This window comes from Blastococcus sp. SYSU D00669 (assembly GCF_054050715.1).
The window spans coordinates 1-20479 of record NZ_JBJGZV010000063.1 but is presented as its reverse complement, the minus strand read 5'-3'; the positions used below and the strand labels follow the sequence as shown (position 1 = coordinate 20479).

At 74.8% G+C, this 20479-nt stretch carries 19 protein-coding genes; 12 read left to right on the top strand and 7 right to left on the bottom strand.

Translation table 11 applies throughout. The features are described 5' to 3' along the window. Window positions 1-109: 109 nt before the first annotated feature. Together ACI8AF_RS26375 and ACI8AF_RS26370 are read right to left on the bottom strand one after the other, a co-directional pair. Window positions 110-1003, bottom strand: a complete 894-nt coding sequence (locus ACI8AF_RS26375) for a glutamate ABC transporter substrate-binding protein (protein ID WP_456542749.1) — start codon at window positions 1001-1003, stop codon at window positions 110-112. 58 nt (window positions 1004-1061) lie between these two features. After that, entirely contained in the window at window positions 1062-1790 is a 729-nt protein-coding gene (locus tag ACI8AF_RS26370) for an amino acid ABC transporter ATP-binding protein (RefSeq protein WP_456542750.1), read from the bottom strand. 132 nt (window positions 1791-1922) lie between these two features. On the opposite strand from ACI8AF_RS26370, the gene miaB reads away from it, so the two are divergent. Then, window positions 1923-3368 carry a tRNA (N6-isopentenyl adenosine(37)-C2)-methylthiotransferase MiaB gene (miaB, locus tag ACI8AF_RS26365; RefSeq protein WP_456542748.1) on the top strand — a complete coding sequence of 482 codons (1446 nt, stop codon included), beginning with the start codon at window positions 1923-1925 and terminating at the stop codon, window positions 3366-3368. Here miaB and ACI8AF_RS26360 read toward each other — a convergent pair. Then, window positions 3365-4075, bottom strand: coding sequence for an alpha/beta fold hydrolase (locus ACI8AF_RS26360; protein WP_456542747.1), 711 nt, complete (start codon window positions 4073-4075; stop codon window positions 3365-3367). The genes miaB and ACI8AF_RS26360 overlap by 4 nt on opposite strands. 7 nt (window positions 4076-4082) lie before the next feature. Continuing rightward, window positions 4083-5702 carry a DUF349 domain-containing protein gene (locus ACI8AF_RS26355; RefSeq protein ID WP_456542746.1) on the bottom strand — a complete coding sequence of 540 codons (1620 nt, stop codon included), beginning with the start codon at window positions 5700-5702 and terminating at the stop codon, window positions 4083-4085. Window positions 5703-5743: 41 nt separating this feature from the next. On the opposite strand from ACI8AF_RS26355, the gene ACI8AF_RS26350 reads away from it, so the two are divergent. From ACI8AF_RS26350 to dapF, 3 genes are read left to right on the top strand one after another with little or no spacing between them, the layout of a single operon-like run. Beyond that, a complete protein-coding gene (locus ACI8AF_RS26350) occupies window positions 5744-6451 on the top strand; it encodes a hypothetical protein (RefSeq protein WP_456542745.1) in 708 nt (235 codons plus the stop codon). After that, complete coding sequence (gene miaA, locus ACI8AF_RS26345; protein ID WP_456542744.1) at window positions 6448-7371, top strand: tRNA (adenosine(37)-N6)-dimethylallyltransferase MiaA; 924 nt, start codon at window positions 6448-6450, stop codon at window positions 7369-7371. Before ACI8AF_RS26350 ends, miaA begins: the two co-directional genes overlap by 4 nt. Further along, the gene (gene dapF / locus ACI8AF_RS26340; protein WP_456542743.1) at window positions 7368-8231 is read left to right on the top strand and encodes a diaminopimelate epimerase; all 864 of its coding nucleotides are present in this window, start codon (window positions 7368-7370) and stop codon (window positions 8229-8231) included. The genes miaA and dapF overlap by 4 nt, the downstream gene beginning before the upstream one ends. Here the strand turns inward: dapF and ACI8AF_RS26335 are convergent. Together ACI8AF_RS26335 and ACI8AF_RS26330 are read right to left on the bottom strand one after the other, a co-directional pair. After that, entirely contained in the window at window positions 8228-8443 is a 216-nt protein-coding gene (locus ACI8AF_RS26335) for a hypothetical protein (protein ID WP_456542742.1), read from the bottom strand. The genes dapF and ACI8AF_RS26335 overlap by 4 nt on opposite strands. A gap of 9 nt (window positions 8444-8452) precedes the next feature. Beyond that, window positions 8453-9733 carry an MFS transporter gene (locus ACI8AF_RS26330; RefSeq protein ID WP_456542741.1) on the bottom strand — a complete coding sequence of 427 codons (1281 nt, stop codon included), beginning with the start codon at window positions 9731-9733 and terminating at the stop codon, window positions 8453-8455. Between the two features lie 69 nt (window positions 9734-9802). On the opposite strand from ACI8AF_RS26330, the gene ACI8AF_RS26325 reads away from it, so the two are divergent. The 4 genes from ACI8AF_RS26325 (at window position 9803) to ACI8AF_RS26310 (ending at window position 13663) form a co-directional block, all read left to right on the top strand. Then, entirely contained in the window at window positions 9803-10330 is a 528-nt protein-coding gene (locus ACI8AF_RS26325) for an ArsR/SmtB family transcription factor (protein WP_456542740.1), read from the top strand. A gap of 76 nt (window positions 10331-10406) precedes the next feature. Continuing rightward, a complete protein-coding gene (gene hflX / locus ACI8AF_RS26320) occupies window positions 10407-11822 on the top strand; it encodes a GTPase HflX (protein ID WP_456542739.1) in 1416 nt (471 codons plus the stop codon). A gap of 67 nt (window positions 11823-11889) precedes the next feature. Further along, window positions 11890-12621: a phosphatase PAP2 family protein gene (locus tag ACI8AF_RS26315; RefSeq protein WP_456542738.1), complete on the top strand. Its 732-nt coding sequence runs from the start codon at window positions 11890-11892 to the stop codon at window positions 12619-12621. Further along, on the top strand, window positions 12596-13663 hold the full coding sequence (locus tag ACI8AF_RS26310) for a hypothetical protein (RefSeq protein WP_456542737.1): 1068 nt from the start codon (window positions 12596-12598) through the stop codon (window positions 13661-13663). Before ACI8AF_RS26315 ends, ACI8AF_RS26310 begins: the two co-directional genes overlap by 26 nt. An 18-nt stretch (window positions 13664-13681) precedes the next feature. On the opposite strand, the gene lexA is transcribed toward ACI8AF_RS26310, so the two are convergent. Continuing rightward, on the bottom strand, window positions 13682-14491 hold the full coding sequence (gene lexA / locus ACI8AF_RS26305) for a transcriptional repressor LexA (RefSeq protein ID WP_456542736.1): 810 nt from the start codon (window positions 14489-14491) through the stop codon (window positions 13682-13684). Between the two features lie 219 nt (window positions 14492-14710). On the opposite strand from lexA, the gene ACI8AF_RS26300 reads away from it, so the two are divergent. The 4 genes from ACI8AF_RS26300 (at window position 14711) to ACI8AF_RS26285 (ending at window position 20134) form a co-directional block, all read left to right on the top strand. Next, complete coding sequence (locus tag ACI8AF_RS26300; RefSeq protein ID WP_456542735.1) at window positions 14711-15298, top strand: LysM peptidoglycan-binding domain-containing protein; 588 nt, start codon at window positions 14711-14713, stop codon at window positions 15296-15298. Between the two features lie 137 nt (window positions 15299-15435). Further along, the gene (locus tag ACI8AF_RS26295) at window positions 15436-16209 is read left to right on the top strand and encodes a hypothetical protein (protein WP_456542734.1); all 774 of its coding nucleotides are present in this window, start codon (window positions 15436-15438) and stop codon (window positions 16207-16209) included. Window positions 16210-16595: 386 nt separating this feature from the next. Beyond that, on the top strand, window positions 16596-17114 hold the full coding sequence (gene nrdR / locus ACI8AF_RS26290; protein WP_456542733.1) for a transcriptional regulator NrdR: 519 nt from the start codon (window positions 16596-16598) through the stop codon (window positions 17112-17114). Window positions 17115-17260: 146 nt separating this feature from the next. Continuing rightward, complete coding sequence (locus ACI8AF_RS26285) at window positions 17261-20134, top strand: vitamin B12-dependent ribonucleotide reductase (RefSeq protein WP_456542732.1); 2874 nt, start codon at window positions 17261-17263, stop codon at window positions 20132-20134. Window positions 20135-20479: the final 345 nt, after the last annotated feature.

Sequence of the window (20479 nt, the reverse complement as noted above, 5' to 3'; positions counted from 1 at the left end):
CGGAGAGGGTGTTTTGTGTTTTGGGGCCCACACCCACCCCGGGCCGCCCCCCCAGCCCGGGGGGGTGGGGGGGGGGGGCCCCCCCCCCCCCCCCCCCCCCCCCGGTGGCTCAGTAGCGGTCGACGGCCGGCGGCTCGGGGGCCTCCTCGCCGGTGATCTGCCCGACGGTGCTGTCCCAGGCCTCGGCCCAGCGGCCGTCCTCGTAGGACGCCTCGAGCACGTCGTTGATGAACGTGCGGAACTCGTCGTCGCCCTTGGTCAGGCCGATGCCGTAGGGCTCCTCCGTGAACGGGTTGCCCACCAGCTCGAAGTCGTCCGGGCTGCCGGCCACCAGGCCGGTGAGGATGACGTTGTCCGTGGTCACCGCCTGCACGTTGCCGTTGCGCAGGTCGTCGGCGCACTTGGAGTACACGTCGTAGGTGACGAGGGTGGCCTGCGGGTAGTTGTCCCGGATGTTCTGCGCCGGCGTCGAGCCCTCGACCGAGCAGACGGTGAGGCCGGCCAGGTCGTCCGGCCCCTCGACGCCCTCGGGGTTGCCCGCCGCGACCATGATGTCCTGGCCGGCGACGTAGTACGGCCCGGCGAAGTCGACGACCTGCTTGCGGGTGTCGTTGATCGTGTAGGTGGCGACGACGAAGTCGACCTGGCCGTTCTGGATGAACGGCTCGCGGTTGGCCGACACCGTCTCGACGAAGGTGACGTTCTCCGGGTCGATCCCGAGCTCCGCGGCGATGATCTCGGCGATCTCGACGTCGAAGCCCTCCGGGCGGTCCGTCTGCGGGTTCAGCAGGCCGAAGCCGGGCTGGTCGAACTTGGTGCCGACCGTGACGGCGCCCGCCTCGTTGAGGGCGGCCATCGTCGTGCCCGCCTCGAACTCGACGTCCTCCTGCACCTCCTGGGTGCTCTCGGCCTGCTCCTCGGTGTCCTGCCCGGCCTCGCTGGAGCAACCGGCGAGGACGACGCCGACGGCGGCCAGGACGGCCGCGGTTCGGGTGATGCGCATGAACGGGTCCTTTCTCGTGGTGCGGGGTGGTGCGTGCCGGACCGGCCCGGCGGGGTCCTCAGTGGTGGAGGATCTTGGAGAGGAAGTCCTTGGCCCGCTCCGAGCGCGGGCTGGTGAAGAAGGTGTCCGGGTCGGCGGTCTCGACGATCCGGCCGCCGTCCATGAACACGACCCGGTTGGCCGCCCGGCGGGCGAAGCCCATCTCGTGGGTGACGACGACCATCGTCATGCCGTCGCGCGCGAGCGAGGTCATGACGTCGAGGACCTCGTTGATCATCTCGGGGTCGAGGGCCGACGTCGGCTCGTCGAAGAGCATGACCTTGGGGTCCATGGCCAGCGCCCGGGCGATCGCCACCCGCTGCTGCTGACCGCCGGAGAGCTGCGCCGGGTACTTGTCGGCCTGCGCGCTCACGCCGACCCGGTCGAGCAGCTCCCGGGCGCGCTTCTCGGCGTCGGCCCTGCGGGTGCCGCGCACCTTGACCGGTCCCAGCGTGACGTTCTCGAGGATCGTCTTGTGGGCGAAGAGGTTGAAGCTCTGGAAGACCATGCCGACGTCGGCGCGCAGCCGGGCGAGGTCGCGGCCCTCCTGCGGCAGCGGCTGGCCGTCGATGGCGATCTCGCCCTGCTGGACCGCCTCGAGGCGGTTGATCGTCCGGCACAGCGTCGACTTGCCCGAGCCGGACGGGCCGATGACGACGACCACCTCGCCGCGCTCGATCGTCAGGTCGACGTCCTGCAGGACGTGCAGGTCGCCGAACCACTTGTTGACACCGGCGAGCCGCACCAGCGGCTCGGTGCTCGGAGGGCTGACCACGGTGCAGACCCTAGGTGGGCCGGAAATCGCCGGACGTGTCCCAGCCGTCACGAAGCCATAACGAAGCGGGTGGTACGGGCCGGGGCCGTACCCTCGGGAGCTGACATGGACGCGACCGCCCCCGCCCGCACCTACCGGGTCCGCACCTACGGGTGCCAGATGAACGTGCACGACTCCGAGCGGCTCTCGGGGCTGCTCGAGGCCGCCGGCTACCGGCCGGCCCCCGACGAGGACGACGCCGACGTGGTCGTGCTCAACACCTGCGCGGTGCGCGAGAACGCCGACAACCGGCTCTACGGCAATCTCGGGCACCTGCGGCCGGTCAAGGACGCCCACCCCGGCATGCAGATCGCCGTCGGCGGCTGCCTGGCGCAGAAGGACCGCGGCGAGATCGTCCGGCGGGCCCCGTGGGTGGACGTCGTCTTCGGCACGCACAACGTGGGGTCGCTGCCGGCGCTGCTGGAGCGTGCCCGGCACAACGCCGAGGCGCAGGTGGAGATCGCCGAGGCGCTCGAGGTGTTCCCGTCCACCCTGCCGGCCAAGCGCGACTCGGCCTACTCGGGCTGGGTGTCGATCAGCGTCGGCTGCAACAACACCTGCACGTTCTGCATCGTCCCGGCGCTGCGCGGCAAGGAGAAGGACCGCCGTCCCGGCGAGGTACTCGCCGAGGTGCAGGCCCTCGTCGACCAGGGCGTGCTCGAGGTGACGCTGCTCGGGCAGAACGTGAACGCCTACGGCGTCGAGTTCCGCGACCGGGGCGCCTTCGCCGACCTGCTGCGCGCGGCCGGCCGCATCGAGGGCCTGGAGCGGATCCGGTTCACCAGCCCACACCCGCGCGAGTTCACCGACGACGTCATCGACGCGATGGCCGAGACCCCCGCGGTCTGCCACGCGCTGCACATGCCGCTGCAGTCCGGTTCGGACGACGTCCTGCGCCGGATGCGCCGCGGCTACCGGCAGGAGCGCTACCTCGGCATCCTCGACCGGGTCCGCGCCGCCATGCCCGACGCCGCGATCACCACCGACATCATCGTGGGCTTCCCTGGGGAGACCGAGGCGGACTTCGAGCAGACCCTCGACGTCGTCCGGCAGGCGCGCTTCGCCGGCGCCTTCACGTTCCAGTACTCCAAGCGCCCGGGCACCCCGGCCGCCGAGATGGACGGCCAGCTGCCCAAGGCCGTCGTCCAGGAGCGCTACGAGCGCCTGGTTGCCCTGCAGGAGGAGATCAGCTGGGCCGAGAACCGCGCGCTGGTCGGCTCCACCGTGGAGCTGCTCGTCTCCGCGGGGGAGGGCAGCAAGGACGCCGCCCGGGGGCGGATGACCGGCCGGGCGCGGGACGGCCGGCTGGTGCACTTCACCGCCGCCGAGGGGGTCCGCCCGGGCGACGTCGTCGAGACCGTGCTCACCCGGGCCGCGCCGCACCACCTGATCGCCGACGGCGCGCTGCTGTCGCACCGCCGCACCCGCGCCGGTGACGCGAGCGAGGCCGGCACCCGGCCGACGACGCCGGGCATCCTCCTCGGCATGCCGACGGTCGGCGCCCCGGCCTAGCCGGCGGCGGCCTCGAGCAGGATCCCGGCCAGCTCTGCGGGCCGGTTCTGCGGGACCATGTGCGTGGTCGCGATCTCGCGGTACCGCCACGCGGCGGACGTGCGGGCGCGGGCGGCCGCCTGCTCGAACGCGGGGTTCGGCGGCACGCCCGGTTCGGGCACCGTGGCGCGCACGTAGGTGCGGGAGAAGGCCCATTCCGCCACCGGCCGGGACAACCGCACCGCCTCGGTGAAGCAGGCGAGCGGCTGCGGGGTGCGGCGCGGGGCGGCGAAGGCCTCCTCCGCGGGGTCGTCGTAGACCCGTGCCGGCCCGTCGACCAGCCACGCGTCCCCCGGTCGCGGTGGCCCCGGCGGTGGTGCGCCGAGCAGCCCGTGCACGCTCTCACCGTCCGCGGGCACGAACGCGTCGACGTAGACCAGCGCGCGGACCCGGTCGCCGATCGCGTCGAGCGCGCCGGTGACCACCATCCCGCCGTAGGAGAAGCCGACCAGCACGACGTCGGCGAGGTCCTCGTAGACGACGTGGTGGGCGACGTCGGTGACGTGCGTGCCGAGTCCGACCTGCGGGCTGACCAGGTGCACCCGCTCCCCGATGCCGGTCAGGCTCGGCGCGGTCGCGTCGTGCCCGTCGGCGGCGAGCAGCCGGCGCACGTGCCGCCAGACGTGCGCGCCGCCCCACGCCCCGTGGACGAGGACGAAGTCGGCCACCGGGCGCCTAGCGTCGGCCGGCGGACTTCTCGGCCTCGGCCAGCCACTCGCGGCGGGTGGCGAGGTTGGCCTCGGCCTCCTCGATCCGCTTCTCGTCGCCCGCCGCCCGCGCCTTGGCCAGCTGCTCCTCCGCCTTGGTCACCGCGGCGCGCATCGACGTCACCATGGGGTTCTCGGGCGCGACCCGCGCGCGGCCGGCGTCGGCGGCGCCGCGGACCTTCTGCTCGACGGCCTGCATCCGGTCCTCGAGCGTGCGCATCGCCCCGCGCGGGACGTGGCCGATGGCGTCGTAGCGCTCCTGGATCCGCCGCAGCTGGTTCTGCGCGCCGCCGGACGACGGGTCGATCTTCTCGGCCTCGGCGAGCAGCTCCTCCTTCTGCTGCTGGTTGGCCAGCTGCTCGGCGTTGCGGGCCTTGTCCTGCTCGGCGCGGGCGCTGAAGAACACGTCCTGGGCGGCGCGGAACTGCTTCCACAGGTCGTCGTCGCCGTCGCGGCCGGTGCGGGGCACCGCCTTCCACCGGTCCATCAGGCTGCGCATCGCCGCCGAGGTGGGTCCCCAGTCGGTCGAGGCCGACAGCCGCTGGGCCTCGGCGATGAGCTCCTGCTTGGCCGCTCGGGCCTCGTTGCGCTGGGCGTCGAGCGCGGCGAAGTGCGCGCCGCGGCGGCGGCCGAAGGCGTCGCGGGCGGCGGCGAAGCGCGACCAGAGCGCCTCGTCGGTCTTGCGGTCGATCCCGCGGATCGTCTTCCACTCCTCGACGATCGCCTTGAGCCGGTCGCCGGCGGCCTTCCAGGACGTCGACTCGGCGGCGATCTGCTCGGCCTCGGCGGCCAGCGCCTCCTTGCGGGCGATCTGCGCGGCCCGGGCGGCCGCCTTCTCGGCGCGCGACTCGGCGGCGGCGGAGTCGGCGGTGTCGACCATCGCCCGCGCGCGGGCGGCGAGCCCGTCGAGGTCGCCGACGGCGGCCGCGGTCGGGATGGAGTCGGCCAGCGCCTGCGCCTTGGCCTTGAGCTCGCCCGGGTTGCCGGTGTGCGCCTTGAGGCGGGCCTCCAGCAGCGACACCTCGGTGGCCAGGTCGTCGTAGCGCCGCGCGTAGTGCGCCAGCCCCGCGGCGGGGTCGCCGGCCTGCCACGAGCCGACGGCGCGCTCGCCCTCGGCGGTGCGCACGTAGACCGTGCCCTCCTCGTCGACCCGGCCCCACTGGGCGGGGTCGGTGGCGGCGGGAGCGGGTTCGGCGGGGGTCTCGGCGATGGGCGCGTGGGTCGGCACGGCGGCCGGGCTGGGGACGACGAGCGGGGCGCTCTCCGCCGCCGGCTCGACGACGGTGTCCGGCGTCGCCTCCGCGGGTGCCGCGACCGACGCGTCCACCGCGGCCTCCGCGGGCGCCCCCACTGGGGCCTCGACCGGCGTCTCCGCCGTGGCCTCGACCGGCGTCTCCGCCGTGGCCGCGGCGGGCGTCTCCGCCGCCGGGGTCCCCGCCGTCGCGTCGGCCGTGGGGTCGGCCAGCTCCGCGTCGCCGGGCACCGGCGCCGCGGGCGTCCCCGCCTCCGGGGTCACCGCGTCGGAAGCCGCCGCATCTGGCGGAAGGGCCTGCTGCGTCCCGTCTCCGGGGCTCTGCGTGCTCGACACGGACCGCAGTGTCCCACGCCGCATCGGCGAGACTGCTCGGCGTGAGTACCTCGCCCGTCGGGGCGCGCACGGTCGCTGTCGCCTTCTGCCCGTCCCCGCCCCTACTGCCTCCCGCCGTGGCCGGGCGGGCGGCCGCCGACACCGCGCCGCTGCGGGCGGCGTGCGCCGTCGCCGTGGACGCGGTGCTGGCCGCCGCGCCGGAGGTGGTCGTCGTCGTCGGTCCCGGAGCGGGTCCGGGCGAGCGCTTCGGCGCCGGGGACGTCGGCGACCTCCGCGGCTTCGGCGTCGACCTCGAGGTGCCGTTCGCCGGGCGGATCCGGCCCGGGGGGCGGCGGCTGCCGCTGGCGCACACCGTCGGGGCCTGGCTGCTCGAGGAGGCGGGCCACCGCGGCGCCCGGCTCGGCGTCGGCCCGGCCGACCTCGCCGACGTCCTGGCCGGGGTGCCCGGCGACGTCGGGATCCTGGCCATGGGCGACGGGTCGGCCCGCCGCACGCTCAAGGCCCCGGGGCACCTCGACCACGCCGCGGCCCCGTTCGACGCCGCGGTCGCCGCGGCCCTCGCCGCCGGGGACGCCGCGGCGCTGGCCGCGCTCGACCCGGCGGAGGGGGAGCGGCTGCTCGCCGCCGGCGTGCCCGTCTGGCGGGCGGTGGGCGCGGCGCTCGCCGGCGCGGCGGTCACCGCGACGCTGCACCACGACGACGCGCCCTTCGGCGTGGGCTACCTGGTGGCCGACTGGGTCGCCGCGTGAGCACGCCGCCCCCGGTGGTCGCCGTCGTCGGGCCGACCGCCACCGGCAAGACCGCGCTCGCCGTCGAGCTGGCGCGGCGGCTGGGCGGCGAGGTGGTCAACGCCGACTCCATGCAGCTCTACCGCGGCATGGACATCGGCACCGCCAAGCCGACGGCGGAGGAGCGCGGCGGTGTGCCGCACCACGTCTACGACCTCTGGCACGTCCGCGAGCCGGCGTCGGTCGCCGAGTACCGGCGGCACGCCCGCGCGGCGGTCGACCGGCTGCGGGCGGCCGGCGTCGTCCCGCTGCTGGTCGGCGGCTCCGGTCTCTACGTCCGCGCCGTCCTGGACGCGCTCGACATCCCGGCCACCGACCCGGCGGTGCGCGCCCGGCTCGCCGCCGAGCTCGACGACGTCGGCCCGGCCGCGCTGCACGCCCGGCTGGCCGCGGTCGACCCCGCGGCGGCGGCGGCGATCCTCCCCAGCAACGGCCGGCGGATCGTCCGGGCGCTCGAGGTGGTCGAGCTGACCGGAGGACCGTTCCGCGCCACGCTGCCCGAGCCCACGCCGCACTACCCGGTCGTCGGCGTCGGCCTGGACCGCGAGCCGGCGGAGCTGGACGAGCGGGTCGCCGTCCGCGTCGAGCGGATGTGGGCGGCCGGCTTCGTGGCCGAGGTGGAGCGGCTGGCCGCCGAGGGCCTCCGCGAGGGCCCGACCGCCTCGCGGGCGCTCGGCTACGCGCAGGTGCTGGCGCAGCTCGACGGGGCGCTGACCGGGCAGGAGGCCCGGGAGCGGACGGTGGGGACCACCCGCCGCTTCGTGCGCCGCCAGCGCTCCTGGTTCCGCCGCGACGCCGCCCTCACCTGGTTCGACGCCGCCCGGCCCGACCTGGCCGACGCCGTCACCGCCCACGTCGCCGCCCGTACGATCGGGGCGTGACCGACCGGGTGCTCAAGGGGCACGGCACCGAGAACGACTTCGTCGTCCTGCCCGACCCCGACGGGGCCACCTGGCCGGAGGACCGGCTGACCCCCGACCTGGTCCGCCGGCTGTGCGAGCGCCGGGCCGGCATCGGCGGGGACGGCGTGCTGCGCGTCGTCCGCTCGGTGCACGTGCCCGACGCGCCCGCCGTCCTGGGCGCGGACCTCGCCGGCTGCGAGTGGTTCATGGACCACCGCAACGCCGACGGCTCCCTGGCCGAGATGTGCGGCAACGGCATCCGCCTGTTCCTGCACGTGCTGGTCACCGAGGGGCTGCTCGACCGCGCCGCCTGCGAGGCCGGCGTGCTGGTGGCCACCCGCGGCGGCCCGCGGCGGGTCGGCGCGGTGCCCGGCGGCGGCTACTGGGTGGACATGGGCCCGGCGCGGCCGTTCGGTCGCGGGGACGCGAAGGTACCGGGCGGATCGCTGCCCGGGCTCGCCGTCTCGTTGGGCAACCCGCACCTGGTCTGCCTCACCGACGTGCCGGTCGAGACCCTCGACCTGACGGCGCCGCCGGTCGTCGACCCCGCCCTGTTCCCCGAGGGCGTCAACGTCGAGGTCGTCAACGTGCTCGACCCGGGCCGGCACATCCGTCTGCGCGTGCACGAGCGCGGCGTGGGCGAGACCCGCTCGTGCGGCACCGGCGCGGTGGCCGCGGCCTACGCGGCGGTGACCGCGAGCGGCGCCGCCACCGGGGACGTCGTCGTGGACGTGCCCGGCGGGCGGCTCGCGGTGCGGATCGGCGAGGGTGTCACCGTGCTCACCGGGCCGGCCGTCGTCGTGGCGGCCGGCGGGCTCACCGCGGAGTGGCTGGGCTAGGGGTTGTCCGGGCTGTCGGCCCGGGTCTCCGGCTCCTCGGTGGGCGGCTCGGGCTTGTCGGCGGGGCCCACGTTGCCCTCGCCCGCCGGCCGCCCCTGACCGCTGTCCTGGCTGCCGCCGAAGAGGACGTTGCGCGGGGGGTTCAGGCCCTTCGGGTCGGCGCCGGGGTCGTCGACGTCGCTGCTCGTGCTGGTCGCGCCGTGCTCGCTCATGCCCCGGCCCTACCCGGCGGCCGCCGGGCTCATCCCCGGGTCCGCCGCGGTCTCGTCCCACTCGCGGGGCAGCTCGCGCATCGTCAGCAGCGGGCTGGTGACGACCCACAGCGCGGCCAGGCCGTGGCCGGCGACGACCACCCACATCGTGGGCAGCACGCCGATCGAGGTCCCCAGCACGCCGCCCAGCAGGCCGCCCAGCGGCATCGTGCCGAAGACGATGAACCGCACCGAGGCGTTCATCCGGCCGAGCAGGTGGGGCGGGCACAGCCGCTGCCGGAAGCTGACCTGGGTGATGTTGTAGGCGACCACCGCCCAGCCGAAGCCGGCCATGCTGACCACGAGCAGCACGGTCGGCGCGCCGACCGCGGCCAGCGGGGTGAGCGCCGCGAACGGCAGCAGCAGCAGTGACGCGAGCGGGATCGCCCGGCCCTCGCCCACCACGCGGGCGAACCGGGCGCCGGTGAAGGCCCCGAGCAGCCCGCCGACGGCCCCGGCGGAGAAGACGAACCCGAGCTCGCTCTCCTCCAGCCCGAGGGTCCGGATCGCGAAGAGGACCAGCAGCGCCGTGCTCATCGCCGAGAACAGGTTGGACGTGCCGGTGCAGGCCACGATCCGGCGCAGCAGCGGGTGGCCGACGACGAAGCGGAGCCCCTCGGCGATCTCGACCCGCAGCGGCCGGCGGGCGGCGCGGTCGGGAACCGTGTCGACGTGCCGGATCCGGCCGAGGAACAGCGCCGAGACCAGGAACGACACCGCGTCGACGAGGATCAGCACCGGGGCGCCCAGGACGCGGAGCAGCACGCCGGTGACGCCCGGGCCGGCCACGTGGGCGACGGCGCGGCTGCTCTCCAGCTTGCCGTTGCCGTCGACGATCTGGTCCGGCGCGACCAGCGTGGGCAGGTAGCTCTGGTAGGCGACGTCGAAGAAGACCGTCGCCACACCGGTGACCGCCGCGACGACGAACAGCTGCGCCAGGGACAGCACGTCGAGCCACCAGGCGAGCGGCAGGGTCGCCAGCGCGACCGCGCGGACCAGGTCGTTGACGACGAGCACCCGCTTGCGCCGCCACCGGTCCACCCAGGCGCCGGCCGGCAGCCCGATCACGAGGAACGCCGCGGTCTCCAGCGCGGTGAGCACCCCCATCTCCAGCGGGGTGGCGTCGAGGAGGGTGACGGCCAGGACCGGCAGCGCCACCAGCGTGATCTGGGTGCCGACCTGGCTGACCGTCTCCGCCGCCCACAGCCGGCGGAAGTCGCGGTGCCGCCACAGGCTCTCCGGGGTGCTCACGGCGAGCAGCCTGCGTCGACTGATTGGGAGAAGTCAATCAGTCAGCGGCGTGTCGCCTAGGCTCGGCCCGTGACCGAGCCCGGCCCGCCGCTCATCCGCGGGGAGAAGCGCCGGGCCACCGACGCCGAGCACCGGGCCCTCGCCTCCGCCGTCCGGCTGCGCATCCTGCGGCTGTGCCGCGCCGAGGCGCTCACCAACAAGGAGATCGCCGAGCGCCTGGGCCGCAACCCGGCGACGGTGCTGCACCACGTGCGCACGCTGGTCGACACCGGCTTCCTCGCCGCGGAGCCCGTCCGCCGGGGCACCCGCGGCTCGCGGGAGGTGCCCTACCGGGCCACGGGCAAGAGCTGGCTGATGGACGTCGACGACCGGCCGCCCCCGGCGCACGACCCGATCCTCGCCGCCTTCCTCGAGGAGGTGGCCGAGGTGGGGGAGCAGCGGCTGCAGAGCAGCCGCCTCGGCCTGCGCCTGTCCGCCGAGGACCTCGCGCAGTTCCGCCGCCGGCTGCACGCCCTGCTCGACGAGTACGCCCGCCGGCCGGTCGACCCGGAGGGCGAGAAGTGGTCGCTGTACCTCGGGATGCACCCGGAGGCGTGATGCGTTGTACCCGGCGATGACATCTCCCGCACGAACTCAGGTGCCAGCGTCGGACCCCCGTGTCACGCTGGAACCGATGACGACCGCTTCCGAACTCCCCCTCGTCGACGAGCCGGACGACAGCGCCGGCTCCTACGCCCTCGAGGAGCGCAGCGCGCTCCGCCGCGTGGCCGGGCTGTCGACCGAGCTCACCGACGTCACCGAGGTCGAGTACCGCCGGCTGCGCCTCGAGCGCGTCGTGCTGGTCGGGGTCTGGACCGAGGGGACGGCGGCCGACGCCGACCGCTCCCTCGCCGAACTGGCCGCCCTGGCCGAGACCGCCGGCTCCCAGGTGCTCGAGGCGGTCAGCCAGCGCCGCACCACCCCCGACGCCGGCACCTACGTCGGCTCGGGCAAGGCCACCGAGATCCGCGACATCGTCGCGGCCACCGGCGCCGACACCGTGATCTGCGACGGCGAGCTGACCCCCGGCCAGCTCAACGCCCTGGAGAAGATCCTCAAGGTCAAGGTGGTCGACCGGACCGCGCTGATCCTGGACATCTTCGCCCAGCACGCCACGAGCCGGGAGGGCAAGGCCCAGGTCGAGCTCGCCCAGATGCAGTACATGCTGCCGCGGCTGCGCGGCTGGGGTGAGTCGATGTCCCGGCAGGCCGGTGGCCGGGTCGCCGGCGGTGGCGGCATCGGTACCCGCGGTCCCGGTGAGACCAAGATCGAGACCGACCGGCGGCGGATCCGCGCGCGGATGAGCAAGCTGCGCCGCGAGATCGCCGGCATGTCGACCGCGCGCGCCACGCAGCGGGCCAACCGGGGCCGCAACGCCGTCCCCAGCGTCGCCATCGCCGGCTACACCAACGCCGGCAAGTCCAGCCTGCTCAACCGGCTGACCGGCGCCGGGGTGCTGGTCGAGAACGCGCTGTTCGCCACCCTCGACCCGACGGTCCGCCGGGCCGAGACCGCCGACGGCCGTGAGTACACGCTGACCGACACCGTCGGCTTCGTCCGCTACCTCCCGCACCAGCTCGTCGACGCCTTCCGCTCGACGCTGGAGGAGGTCGCGGCCGCCGACCTGCTCGTGCACGTGGTCGACGGCTCCGACCCCGACCCGCTCGGCCAGATCAACGCCGTGCACACGGTGCTGTCGGAGATCGACGCCTCCGCGGTGCCGGAGCTCATCGTGGTGAACAAGGTCGACGCGATGACCGAGGACGACGTCCTGGCCCTGCGCCAGGCGCTGCCCGGGGCCGTGTGGGTCTCCGCCCGGACCGGGGTGGGCATCGACCGGCTCCGCGACGAGATCACGGGGCGGCTGCCGCACCCGGACGTCGACGTCGAGGTGCTGGTGCCCTACGGCCGCGGCGACCTCGTGGCCCGGGTGCACCGCGACGGCGAGGTCCTGTCCGAACAGCACGAGGCCGGCGGCACGCGGCTGACCGCACGGGTCGACGGCGCCCTCGCCGCCGTCCTCGAGGAGTTCGCGGCGCCGATCGCCTGAGCGGCACGCGGCACCCGTACGGGTCGATGCAGGTCACGAACGGATCACGGCCCGGTACCGTGAGGCCGTGACGAGCGGCGCGGTGCGGCGGAGGCCCGGGGACGTGTACGCCCCCGGCTCCCCGCCGCAGCCCGTCTCGGTCGGCCGGCCGCCGTGGTGGCTGCTCGGCGTCGCCGCCGTCGCGACGACGGCGGTGACCGTCGACCTGCTCAGCCGCGGCTGGCTGGAGTGGATGGACCTGCGGGTCTCCGAGGTCGTCAGCTCCTGGGGGCTGCGCGACTCCGCCGCCTACTGGCCGGTCTGGGCGGTGACGCAGCTCGGCGGCCGCGGCTTCATCCTGCTCATGCTGGCCGCCCTGGTCGGCTACACGTGCTGGACGCGGCGCACGCTGCTGCCGCTGCTGCGCGTGCTGGTCGCGCTCTTCCTGCTCACCGCGGTCGTCTACAGCTTCAAGTACGGCACCGGCCGGACCGCGCCGGCCTACCCGGGCTCGTTCTTCCACCGGGACGGCGAGTCGTACCCGTCCGGCCACGTGGCCAACGCCGTCCTCATGTGGGGCGTCGCCCGGTGGCAGGCCGTGGAGTTCGGCCTGCCGGCGCCCGTCCAGCGCGCGCTGCGGTGGCTCTCGGTCCTCGGACCGGTCGCCACCGCCGTGGCGATGGTGTCCCTGGACTTCCACTGGGTCACCGACGCCGTCGTCGGGGCGGCCGTGGGGATCCTGCTGCTGGGCGTGGTGCATGCACTCGACGCGACGATTCTGTCACGCTGGGTTCGTGCCCGAGACGGCCGGCCTGCGTAGTGGCGTGTCCGCGCGCCCGCTGACCGCCGGCGCGCTCGCCGGCGCGCTCGTGCTCGTCGCCGCCGTCCCGGCCGTGGCCGCCCCCGCCGAGACGCCGCAGGCGGCCACCGACACCGCCGCACCGCAGACGCTGTGCCAGGTCACCGACCCCCGGCTGGCCGAGCTCTCGGGCCTGGTGGTCGTGGGCGACCGCATGGTGGCCCTCAACGACGGCGGCGAGCAGCTCTCCGTCGTCGTCCTCGACACCGCCTGCGCGGTGGTGGAGGTCCGGACGGGTGCGGTGGACCCCTACGACCCCGAGGACCTCGCGGTCGGCGCCGACGGCACCGTCTGGGTGGCCGACATCGGCGACAACCGGCTGGAGCGGCCCACCGTGGCCCTGCTGGCGCTGCGCCCGGACGGGACCACCGGCGTGTACCGGCTGACCTATCCCGACGGGCCGCACGACGCCGAGTCGCTGCTGCTGGCCCCGGACGGGACGCCGTACCTGGTCACCAAGGAGGTGCTCGGCGCCAGCGGGCTCTACCGGCCCACCGGGCCGCCGGCCGACGGCGGGACCGTGGCGCTGGAGCGGGTGGGCACCGTGACCTTCACGCTGACCGGCACCGCGGGCGGCCCGGTCGGTCGCGCCGGTCAGCTCATGGCGACCGGGGGAGCGGTGTCGCGGGACGGCCGGCTGCTGGCGCTGCGCACCTACACCGACGCCTACGTCTGGCCGCTGAGCGGGTCGGACGTGCCCGGCGCGCTGGCCGGGGAGCCGGTGCGCGTGCCGCTGCCGCCCGCGCCGCAGGGCGAGGCGATCAGCTTCAGCGCGGACGACCGCCAGCTCGTCGTCGCCGGTGAGGGCCTGCCGGGGGACGTGACCGTCGTGCCGACCACGGCCCAGCTCGAGCCGGTGGCCGCCGCGGCGTCGGCGGCGGTCACGGGTGACCCCGCCGGGGGGCCGCCCACGTTCACGGCCGCTCTGGTCGCCGCCGCGGTCGCCACGGTGGTGGTCGGCGTGGGCAGCCTGTTCCGGCGACTCCGGCGGAGCGGGGTCTAGCCCCGCCCCGCCGAGCGGTCAGACCCGGCGCAGGACGGTGACGACCCGGCCGAGGATCGTCGCGTCGTCACCCGGGATGGGCTCGTACGCCGGGTTGTGCGGCAGCAGCCACACGTGCCCGTCGCGGCGCTTGTAGGTCTTCACCGTGGCCTCGCCGTCGATCATGGCCGCGACGATCTCGCCGTTCTCGGCCGTGGGCTGCTGGCGCACGACGACCCAGTCGCCGTCGCAGATCGCGGCCTCGACCATGGAGTCACCGGCGACCTTGAGCATGAAGAGCGTGCCGTCGCCGACGAGCTCGCGCGGCAGCGGGAAGACGTCCTCCACGGCCTGCTCGGCGAGCACCGGGCCACCGGCGGCGATCCGGCCGACCAGGGGGACGTAGGTGGGCGCCGGCACGGCGGTGTCGTCGCTGCCGGTGGCCGCCGCGGCCGGCAGGGACTGCTCGCCGGGCAGCCGCACGTCGAGGGCGCGGGGACGGTTGGGGTCGCGGCGCAGCCAGCCCTTCTTCTGCAGCACCGAGAGCTGGTGCGCCACCGAGGAGGCCGACGACAGCCCGACCGCCTCGCCGATCTCGCGCACCGAGGGCGGGTAGCCGCGCCGCTCGACGGAGTCGCGGATGACCTCCAGGACGCGGCGCTGCCGCTGGGTGAGCCCGTCGCCGGCCTCGCCGCGGTCGGGGAAGGCGCGCACGGCCGCGGTCCGCTCCTCCGTCGCGGTCCCGGTCGCCCCGGCCGGCTCGCCGGCGCGCGCGGCGCGGCGCCGGGTGCCCGTGCCGCCGTCGCCGGGTACCCGGCGTCCGCCCGACGTCCCCCTCGTGCTCGCCACGTCTCCTCCTCGCCCGCCGGGCCGGTGCAGCCGTCCCGCGCGTCCGTCGTCGTCGGTAGCAGACGGTAGCGCTGTCGACGCGAACTATCAAACACACGTTCGAAGGCAGGCCGTGTCGGGTCGCTTCTCTCGGCGACCTCCGGTAGACATCGCACAGACGTTCGATTCGAACGCCTGTTCGAGAACGTCGGGGATCCGCAACAGCCGGGAGGAGTGGCCGTGGGAAGCGTGCAGCAGGCCGTGCTGGAGTTCGACGAGTCGGTGCAGGCGCCCTGGCGCCCGTCGCTGCGCTCCGTCGCCTGCCCGCCCGAGGGCGTGCGGTCGGCCAGGTCGCCGCAGTCCGCGCCGCGCGCCGGGGCCGGGAGGGCGCCGGCCGCGACCCCGCCGGCCCCCCGGCCCCGCCGGCCCGCGCCCGGCGGGCGGGTGCCCGCCACAGGTCCGGCCGCCCCGGCGCGGCCCGTGCGGGGCGGTGGCTGCACCGCTCCCCGGCGGGGCGCCGCGACGCGCCCGGAACCGGTCCCGCTGCGGTTGACCCGGCGCGCCCGGCGGATCGCGGTCGCGCTGGCCCTGGGTGCCGGGGTGGCGGTGGGCGCCTGGCTGGGTCCGCTGGTCACCGGCGGCGGTGAGGACGGGCTGCAGCTGGTGGGCGAGAGCCGGGTCGTGGTCCAGCCGGGGGACACTCTGTGGTCCATCGCCGGCGCGGTGGCCGGCGACGAGGACGTCCGCGCCGTCGTCGACGCCCTGCAGCGGGTCAACCACCTCGACGGCACCGAGCTGGTGCCGGGGCAGGTCCTCGAGCTGCCGTGAGCGCCGACCGGCCGGGCGCCGCCTCCGAGCCGAGCGGGTACCGCAAGGACACCGACAAGATCGAGGGGCCGACTTCGTCAACCCTCAGTACCCGTGGCTTCACGCTGTGTACTGGCTGCAGCGCATACGGTCGTCGCGTGCCAGGCGCCATCGAGAGTCGTGCAGCGGTGTTCACCAGTTCGCCCCAGGCCGTCGAGGCCTACTCGGCGGGCGAGTGGCTGCCCGGTTCGCTGCTCGGCTGGCGCCACGACGCCGAGGGCGGGTGCCAGGTGTGGGTCCGGCTCGCCGTGGGCGACGTCGAGGAGTCGGTGTGGACCGACCTCGACTGCCTGCGCCTGCCGGAGCGCCACCTGACCGTGGCGCCCGCGCCGGCCGCGGACGCGGTCGCGACCGTCACCGAGGCCGTCGTGGAGGACCTGGCCGCGACGCGCAGCATGCGCCTGACCGACGTCTCCGCCACCGGCCCCGCCCGTCGCGGGCGTCCCGCGGCGCCGGGCGCCGCGCGCGCCGGCACCGTCTCGGACCTGGCCGCCACGCGCGGGTTCCCGGCGGTCCGGGACGACGCCGCCAGCCGGGCGAGCCACCCCGCCGGCCGGCGCCGTCGCGCCGACTCGCGCGTCGTGGGTGAGACGGCCGAGTTCCCGGCGGTCGGCGTGGCCGTGCCCAGCGGTCGGCACCGGGCGCCGGCCTCCCCGTCCGGGTCGGGCCGGCACCGCGCCGCGGACACCGGCGTGCTGGCCGCGGTGACCGAGGAGCCGGTGCGCGTGCCCGCTCCGCGGCTCCCCGAGGTGGTCCCCTCGCCCGAGCCGGACCTGTACACGCGTCCGATGCGCCTGGACGGCGTCGCGCGCGGTGGGTCCGCGCCGCGGCCCCGTGCCGTGCACCGGGACGACACGCTCACCGGCGTCTGACCGGCCCGGTCCGCGGTACCGGCGTCCCTCCGAGGTCCGCTGGGCGTGCTCCCCGGCCGCTCGTGGCGGGCCGCGCAGGGTGCGCCCCTACCGCACCGGGCACAACCCGGCGGGCGCGTCGCGCGGCGTGTCGTGTGACTCCTGCGCCGCGTTGTTGCGGCTGGTCACGGCCGTGTCTCGGCGGAACAGAACTCTCGCGGGTCGTCTTGCACATGTAGTGGGGCCCGGCCTAGGGTTCCCCTACATCTAGTAGTTGCAGGTCTGTAAGACCGTCCACACCCGTTCCGCAGGTTCTCCCCGGGACATCCACCGGATGTCCCCAGGAGGGTCCACAGGACCGGTCCGGGCGGAGGGCCTGGGCGAGCCGCGGGAGGGGGTCGATCGCCGTGCGGTGCCCGTTCTGCCACAACCCCGACAGCCGGGTCATCGACTCGCGCGAGGCCGACGAGGGCGCGACCACCCGGCGCCGTCGTTCCTGCCCCGCCTGCGGGCGCCGGTTCACCACCGTCGAGGAGGCGGTGCTCGCCGTCGTCAAGCGCAGCGGGGTGAGCGAGCCGTTCAACCGCAGCAAGGTCGTCGCCGGCGTCCGCCGCGCCTGCCAGGGGCGGCCGGTCGACGAGGCGCAGCTGCAGCAGCTCGCCCAGCAGGTGGAGGACGCCATCCGGGCGACCGGCGCGGCCGAGGTGCCGAGCCAGGAGGTCGGCCTGGCGATCCTGCGCCCGCTGCGGGAGCTCGACGAGGTGGCCTACCTCCGCTTCGCCAGCGTCTACCGCGCGTTCGACTCCATCGACGACTTCGAGAAGGAGATCACCGAGCTGCGGGCGCGCCACCTGCCCGGCGGCACCCCGCCGCTGCCGGGCCTGCCGCCCGAGGGGCCGCCGACCCGCCGCCGCGGGCGCACCTAGCTCCACCCGGCGACCCTCCGGCACCGCCGCCGGACACCCGGCACGACCAGCGAGAACTGTCAGCACCACCCGCTACACACCTGTCAGGGCACCACCGATCGCGGCGCTTCCCCAGCCGCAGCCGCACCAAGGGAGAGCTCCAAGCCATGACCGAGACCGACGACCGCCTGTCCTCCGCCCGCGTCCGCCGCGGGGGCAAGGCGCCTGCCCGGGGGAAGGGCCTGAAGGTCAAGCGGGTCTTCACCACCGCCGGCGTGCACCCCTACGACGAGGTGACGTGGGAGCGCCGCGACGTCGTCATGACCAACTGGCGTGACGGCTCGATCAACTTCGAGCAGCGCGGCGTGGAGTTCCCCGCCGAGTGGAGCATCAACGCGACGAACATCGTCACGACGAAGTACTTCCGCGGCGCGGTGGGGACCCCGCAGCGGGAGAGCAGCCTGCGCCAGCTCATCGACCGCGTCGTCCTGACCTACGGCGCCGCCGGTCGCGAGCACGGCTACTTCGCCACCGAGGGCGACGCCGAGATCTTCGAGCACGAGCTGACCTGGATGCTGCTGCACCAGTACTTCAGCTTCAACAGCCCCGTCTGGTTCAACGTCGGCACGAGCGCCCCGCAGCAGGTCAGCGCCTGCTTCATCCTCGCCGTCGACGACACGATGGACTCGATCCTGAACTGGTACCGGGAGGAGGGGCTGATCTTCAAGGGCGGCTCGGGCGCCGGCCTGAACCTCTCCCGCATCCGCTCCTCCAAGGAGCTGCTCTCCTCCGGCGGCACCGCCTCCGGCCCGGTCAGCTTCATGCGCGGCGCCGACGCCTCCGCCGGGACCATCAAGTCCGGTGGCGCCACCCGCCGCGCGGCCAAGATGGTCGTCCTCGACATCGACCACCCCGACATCGAGGAGTTCATCGAGACCAAGGCGCGCGAGGAGGACAAGATCCGCGCGCTGCGCGACGCCGGGTACGACATGGACCTCGGCGGCAAGGACATCACCAGCGTCCAGTACCAGAACGCCAACAACTCCGTCCGCGTCTCCGACGAGTTCATGCGCGCGGTCGAGGAGGGCACCGACTTCGGGCTGCGCGGGCGCCTCGACGGCTCGGTCATCGAGACCGTCGACGCCAAGGCGCTGTTCCGCAAGGTCACCCAGGCCGCCTGGGAGTGCGCCGACCCGGGCATCCAGTACGACGACACGATCAACGACTGGCACACCAACCCCGAGACCGGCCGGATCAACGCGTCCAACCCGTGCTCGGAGTACATGAGCCTCGACAACAGCTCGTGCAACCTGGCGTCGCTGAACCTCATGAAGTTCCTGCAGGACGACGGGACCTTCGACAGCAAGCGCTTCGTCAAGGCCGTCGAGCTGGTCATCACGGCGATGGACATCTCCATCTGCTTCGCCGACTTCCCGACCGAGCCGATCGGTGACACGACGCGGGCCTACCGCCAGCTGGGCATCGGCTACGCCAACCTCGGCGCGCTGCTCATGGCCACCGGTCACGCGTACGACTCGCGCGGCGGCCAGACCCTGGCCGCGGCGATCACCTCGCTGATGACCGGCACCGCCTACCGGCGCTCGGCCGAGCTGGCCGGCATCGTCGGCGCGTACGACGGCTACGCCCGCAACGCCGACGCGCACGCCCGGGTGATGCGCAAGCACGCCGCGGCCAACGACGCCATCCGCCCGGTCGGCGCCGACGACGCCGACGTGCTCAAGGCGGCCACCGCCGAGTGGCAGGAGTGCCTGGCGATCGGCGGCGAGAACGGCTGGCGCAACGCCCAGGCCTCGGTGCTCGCCCCCACCGGCACCATCGGCTTCATGATGGACTGCGACACGACCGGCATCGAGCCGGACTTCTCGCTGGTCAAGTTCAAGAAGCTGGTCGGCGGCGGCTCCATGCAGATCGTCAACCAGACCGTGCCGCGCGCGCTCAAGAGCCTGGGCTACCAGGAGGAGCAGATCGAGGCGATCGTCGAGTACATCGCCGAGCACGGCCACGTGGTCAACGCCCCGAGCCTGCGCCCGGAGCACTACGAGGTGTTCGACTGCGCCATGGGCGAGCGGGCCATCTCGCCGATGGGCCACGTGCGGATGATGGCGGCGGTCCAGCCGTTCATCTCCGGCGCCATCAGCAAGACGGTCAACATGCCGGAGTCGGCCACCGTCGAGGACGTCGAGAACATCTACTTCCAGGGCTGGAAACTGGGCCTCAAGGCGCTGGCGATCTACCGCGACAACTGCAAGGTCGGCCAGCCGCTGTCCGACGCCAAGGCCAAGAAGGCCGGTGCCGAGGGTGGGACCGAGGTCAAGGTCGAGGCCGCCCCCACGGCGCTGGCGCACCCGGTGCGCAAGCGGCTGCCGAAGAAGCGGACGAGCATGACCACCTCGTTCAGCGTCGCCGGCGCCGAGGGCTACATGACCGCCGGGATGTACGAGGACGGCAGCCTCGGCGAGGTGTTCCTCAAGCTCGGCAAGCAGGGCTCGACCCTGGCCGGCGTCATGGACGCCTTCTCGATCGCGCTGTCCATCGCGCTGCAGCACGGTGTGCCGCTCGAGACCTACATCCAGAAGTTCACCAACATGCGCTTCGAGCCGGCCGGCATGACCGACGACCCGGACATCCGGATCGCCCAGTCGGTGATGGACTACATCTTCCGGCGCCTGGCGCTGGACCACCTGCCGGTCGAGACCCGCGCGACCCTCGGCATCTTCACCGCCGAGGAGCGGGCCGCCCAGGTGTCCGGCTACGGCACCTCCGCGTCGGCCGGGACGGTCGTCGAGGAGGAGGAGGTCGACGTCGAGGCGCTGCGCAGCTCGGTGCCGACCGACGAGCGCAAGCCGGAGCCCGCGAGCGAGAAGCCGCTCAAGGAGGCGCACTCCTCGGCCGAGCTGCTCGAGTTGGTCACCGGCACGGCCACCGACGCGCCGCTGTGCATGACCTGCGGCACGAAGATGCGCCCCGCCGGCAGCTGCTACGTCTGCGAGGGCTGCGGCTCGACCAGCGGCTGCAGCTGATAGCGAGGCTTGCCGGGATGTCAGCGGGATTCTCGCCTGATGTCCCGGCAGGCTCGCCGGAATGTCAGCGGGATTGCCACTGACATTTCTTGCCAAGTCCGGCAGCGATTGCCGAGTTGGCAATCCAGCCCCAGCCGCCCCGGCCCTCTTCGGAGGGCCGGGGCGGCCCTGCATTGGCACCGAGGAGGACAGGCGCGTGACCCAGCCCCCGTCACCGCCGCGGGGGGGGGGGGGGGGGGGGGGGGGGGGGGGGGGGGGGGGGGGGGGGGGGGGGGGGGGGGGGGGGGGGGGGGGGGGGGGGGGGGGGGGGGGGGGGGGGGGGGGGGGGGGGGGGGGGGGGGGGGG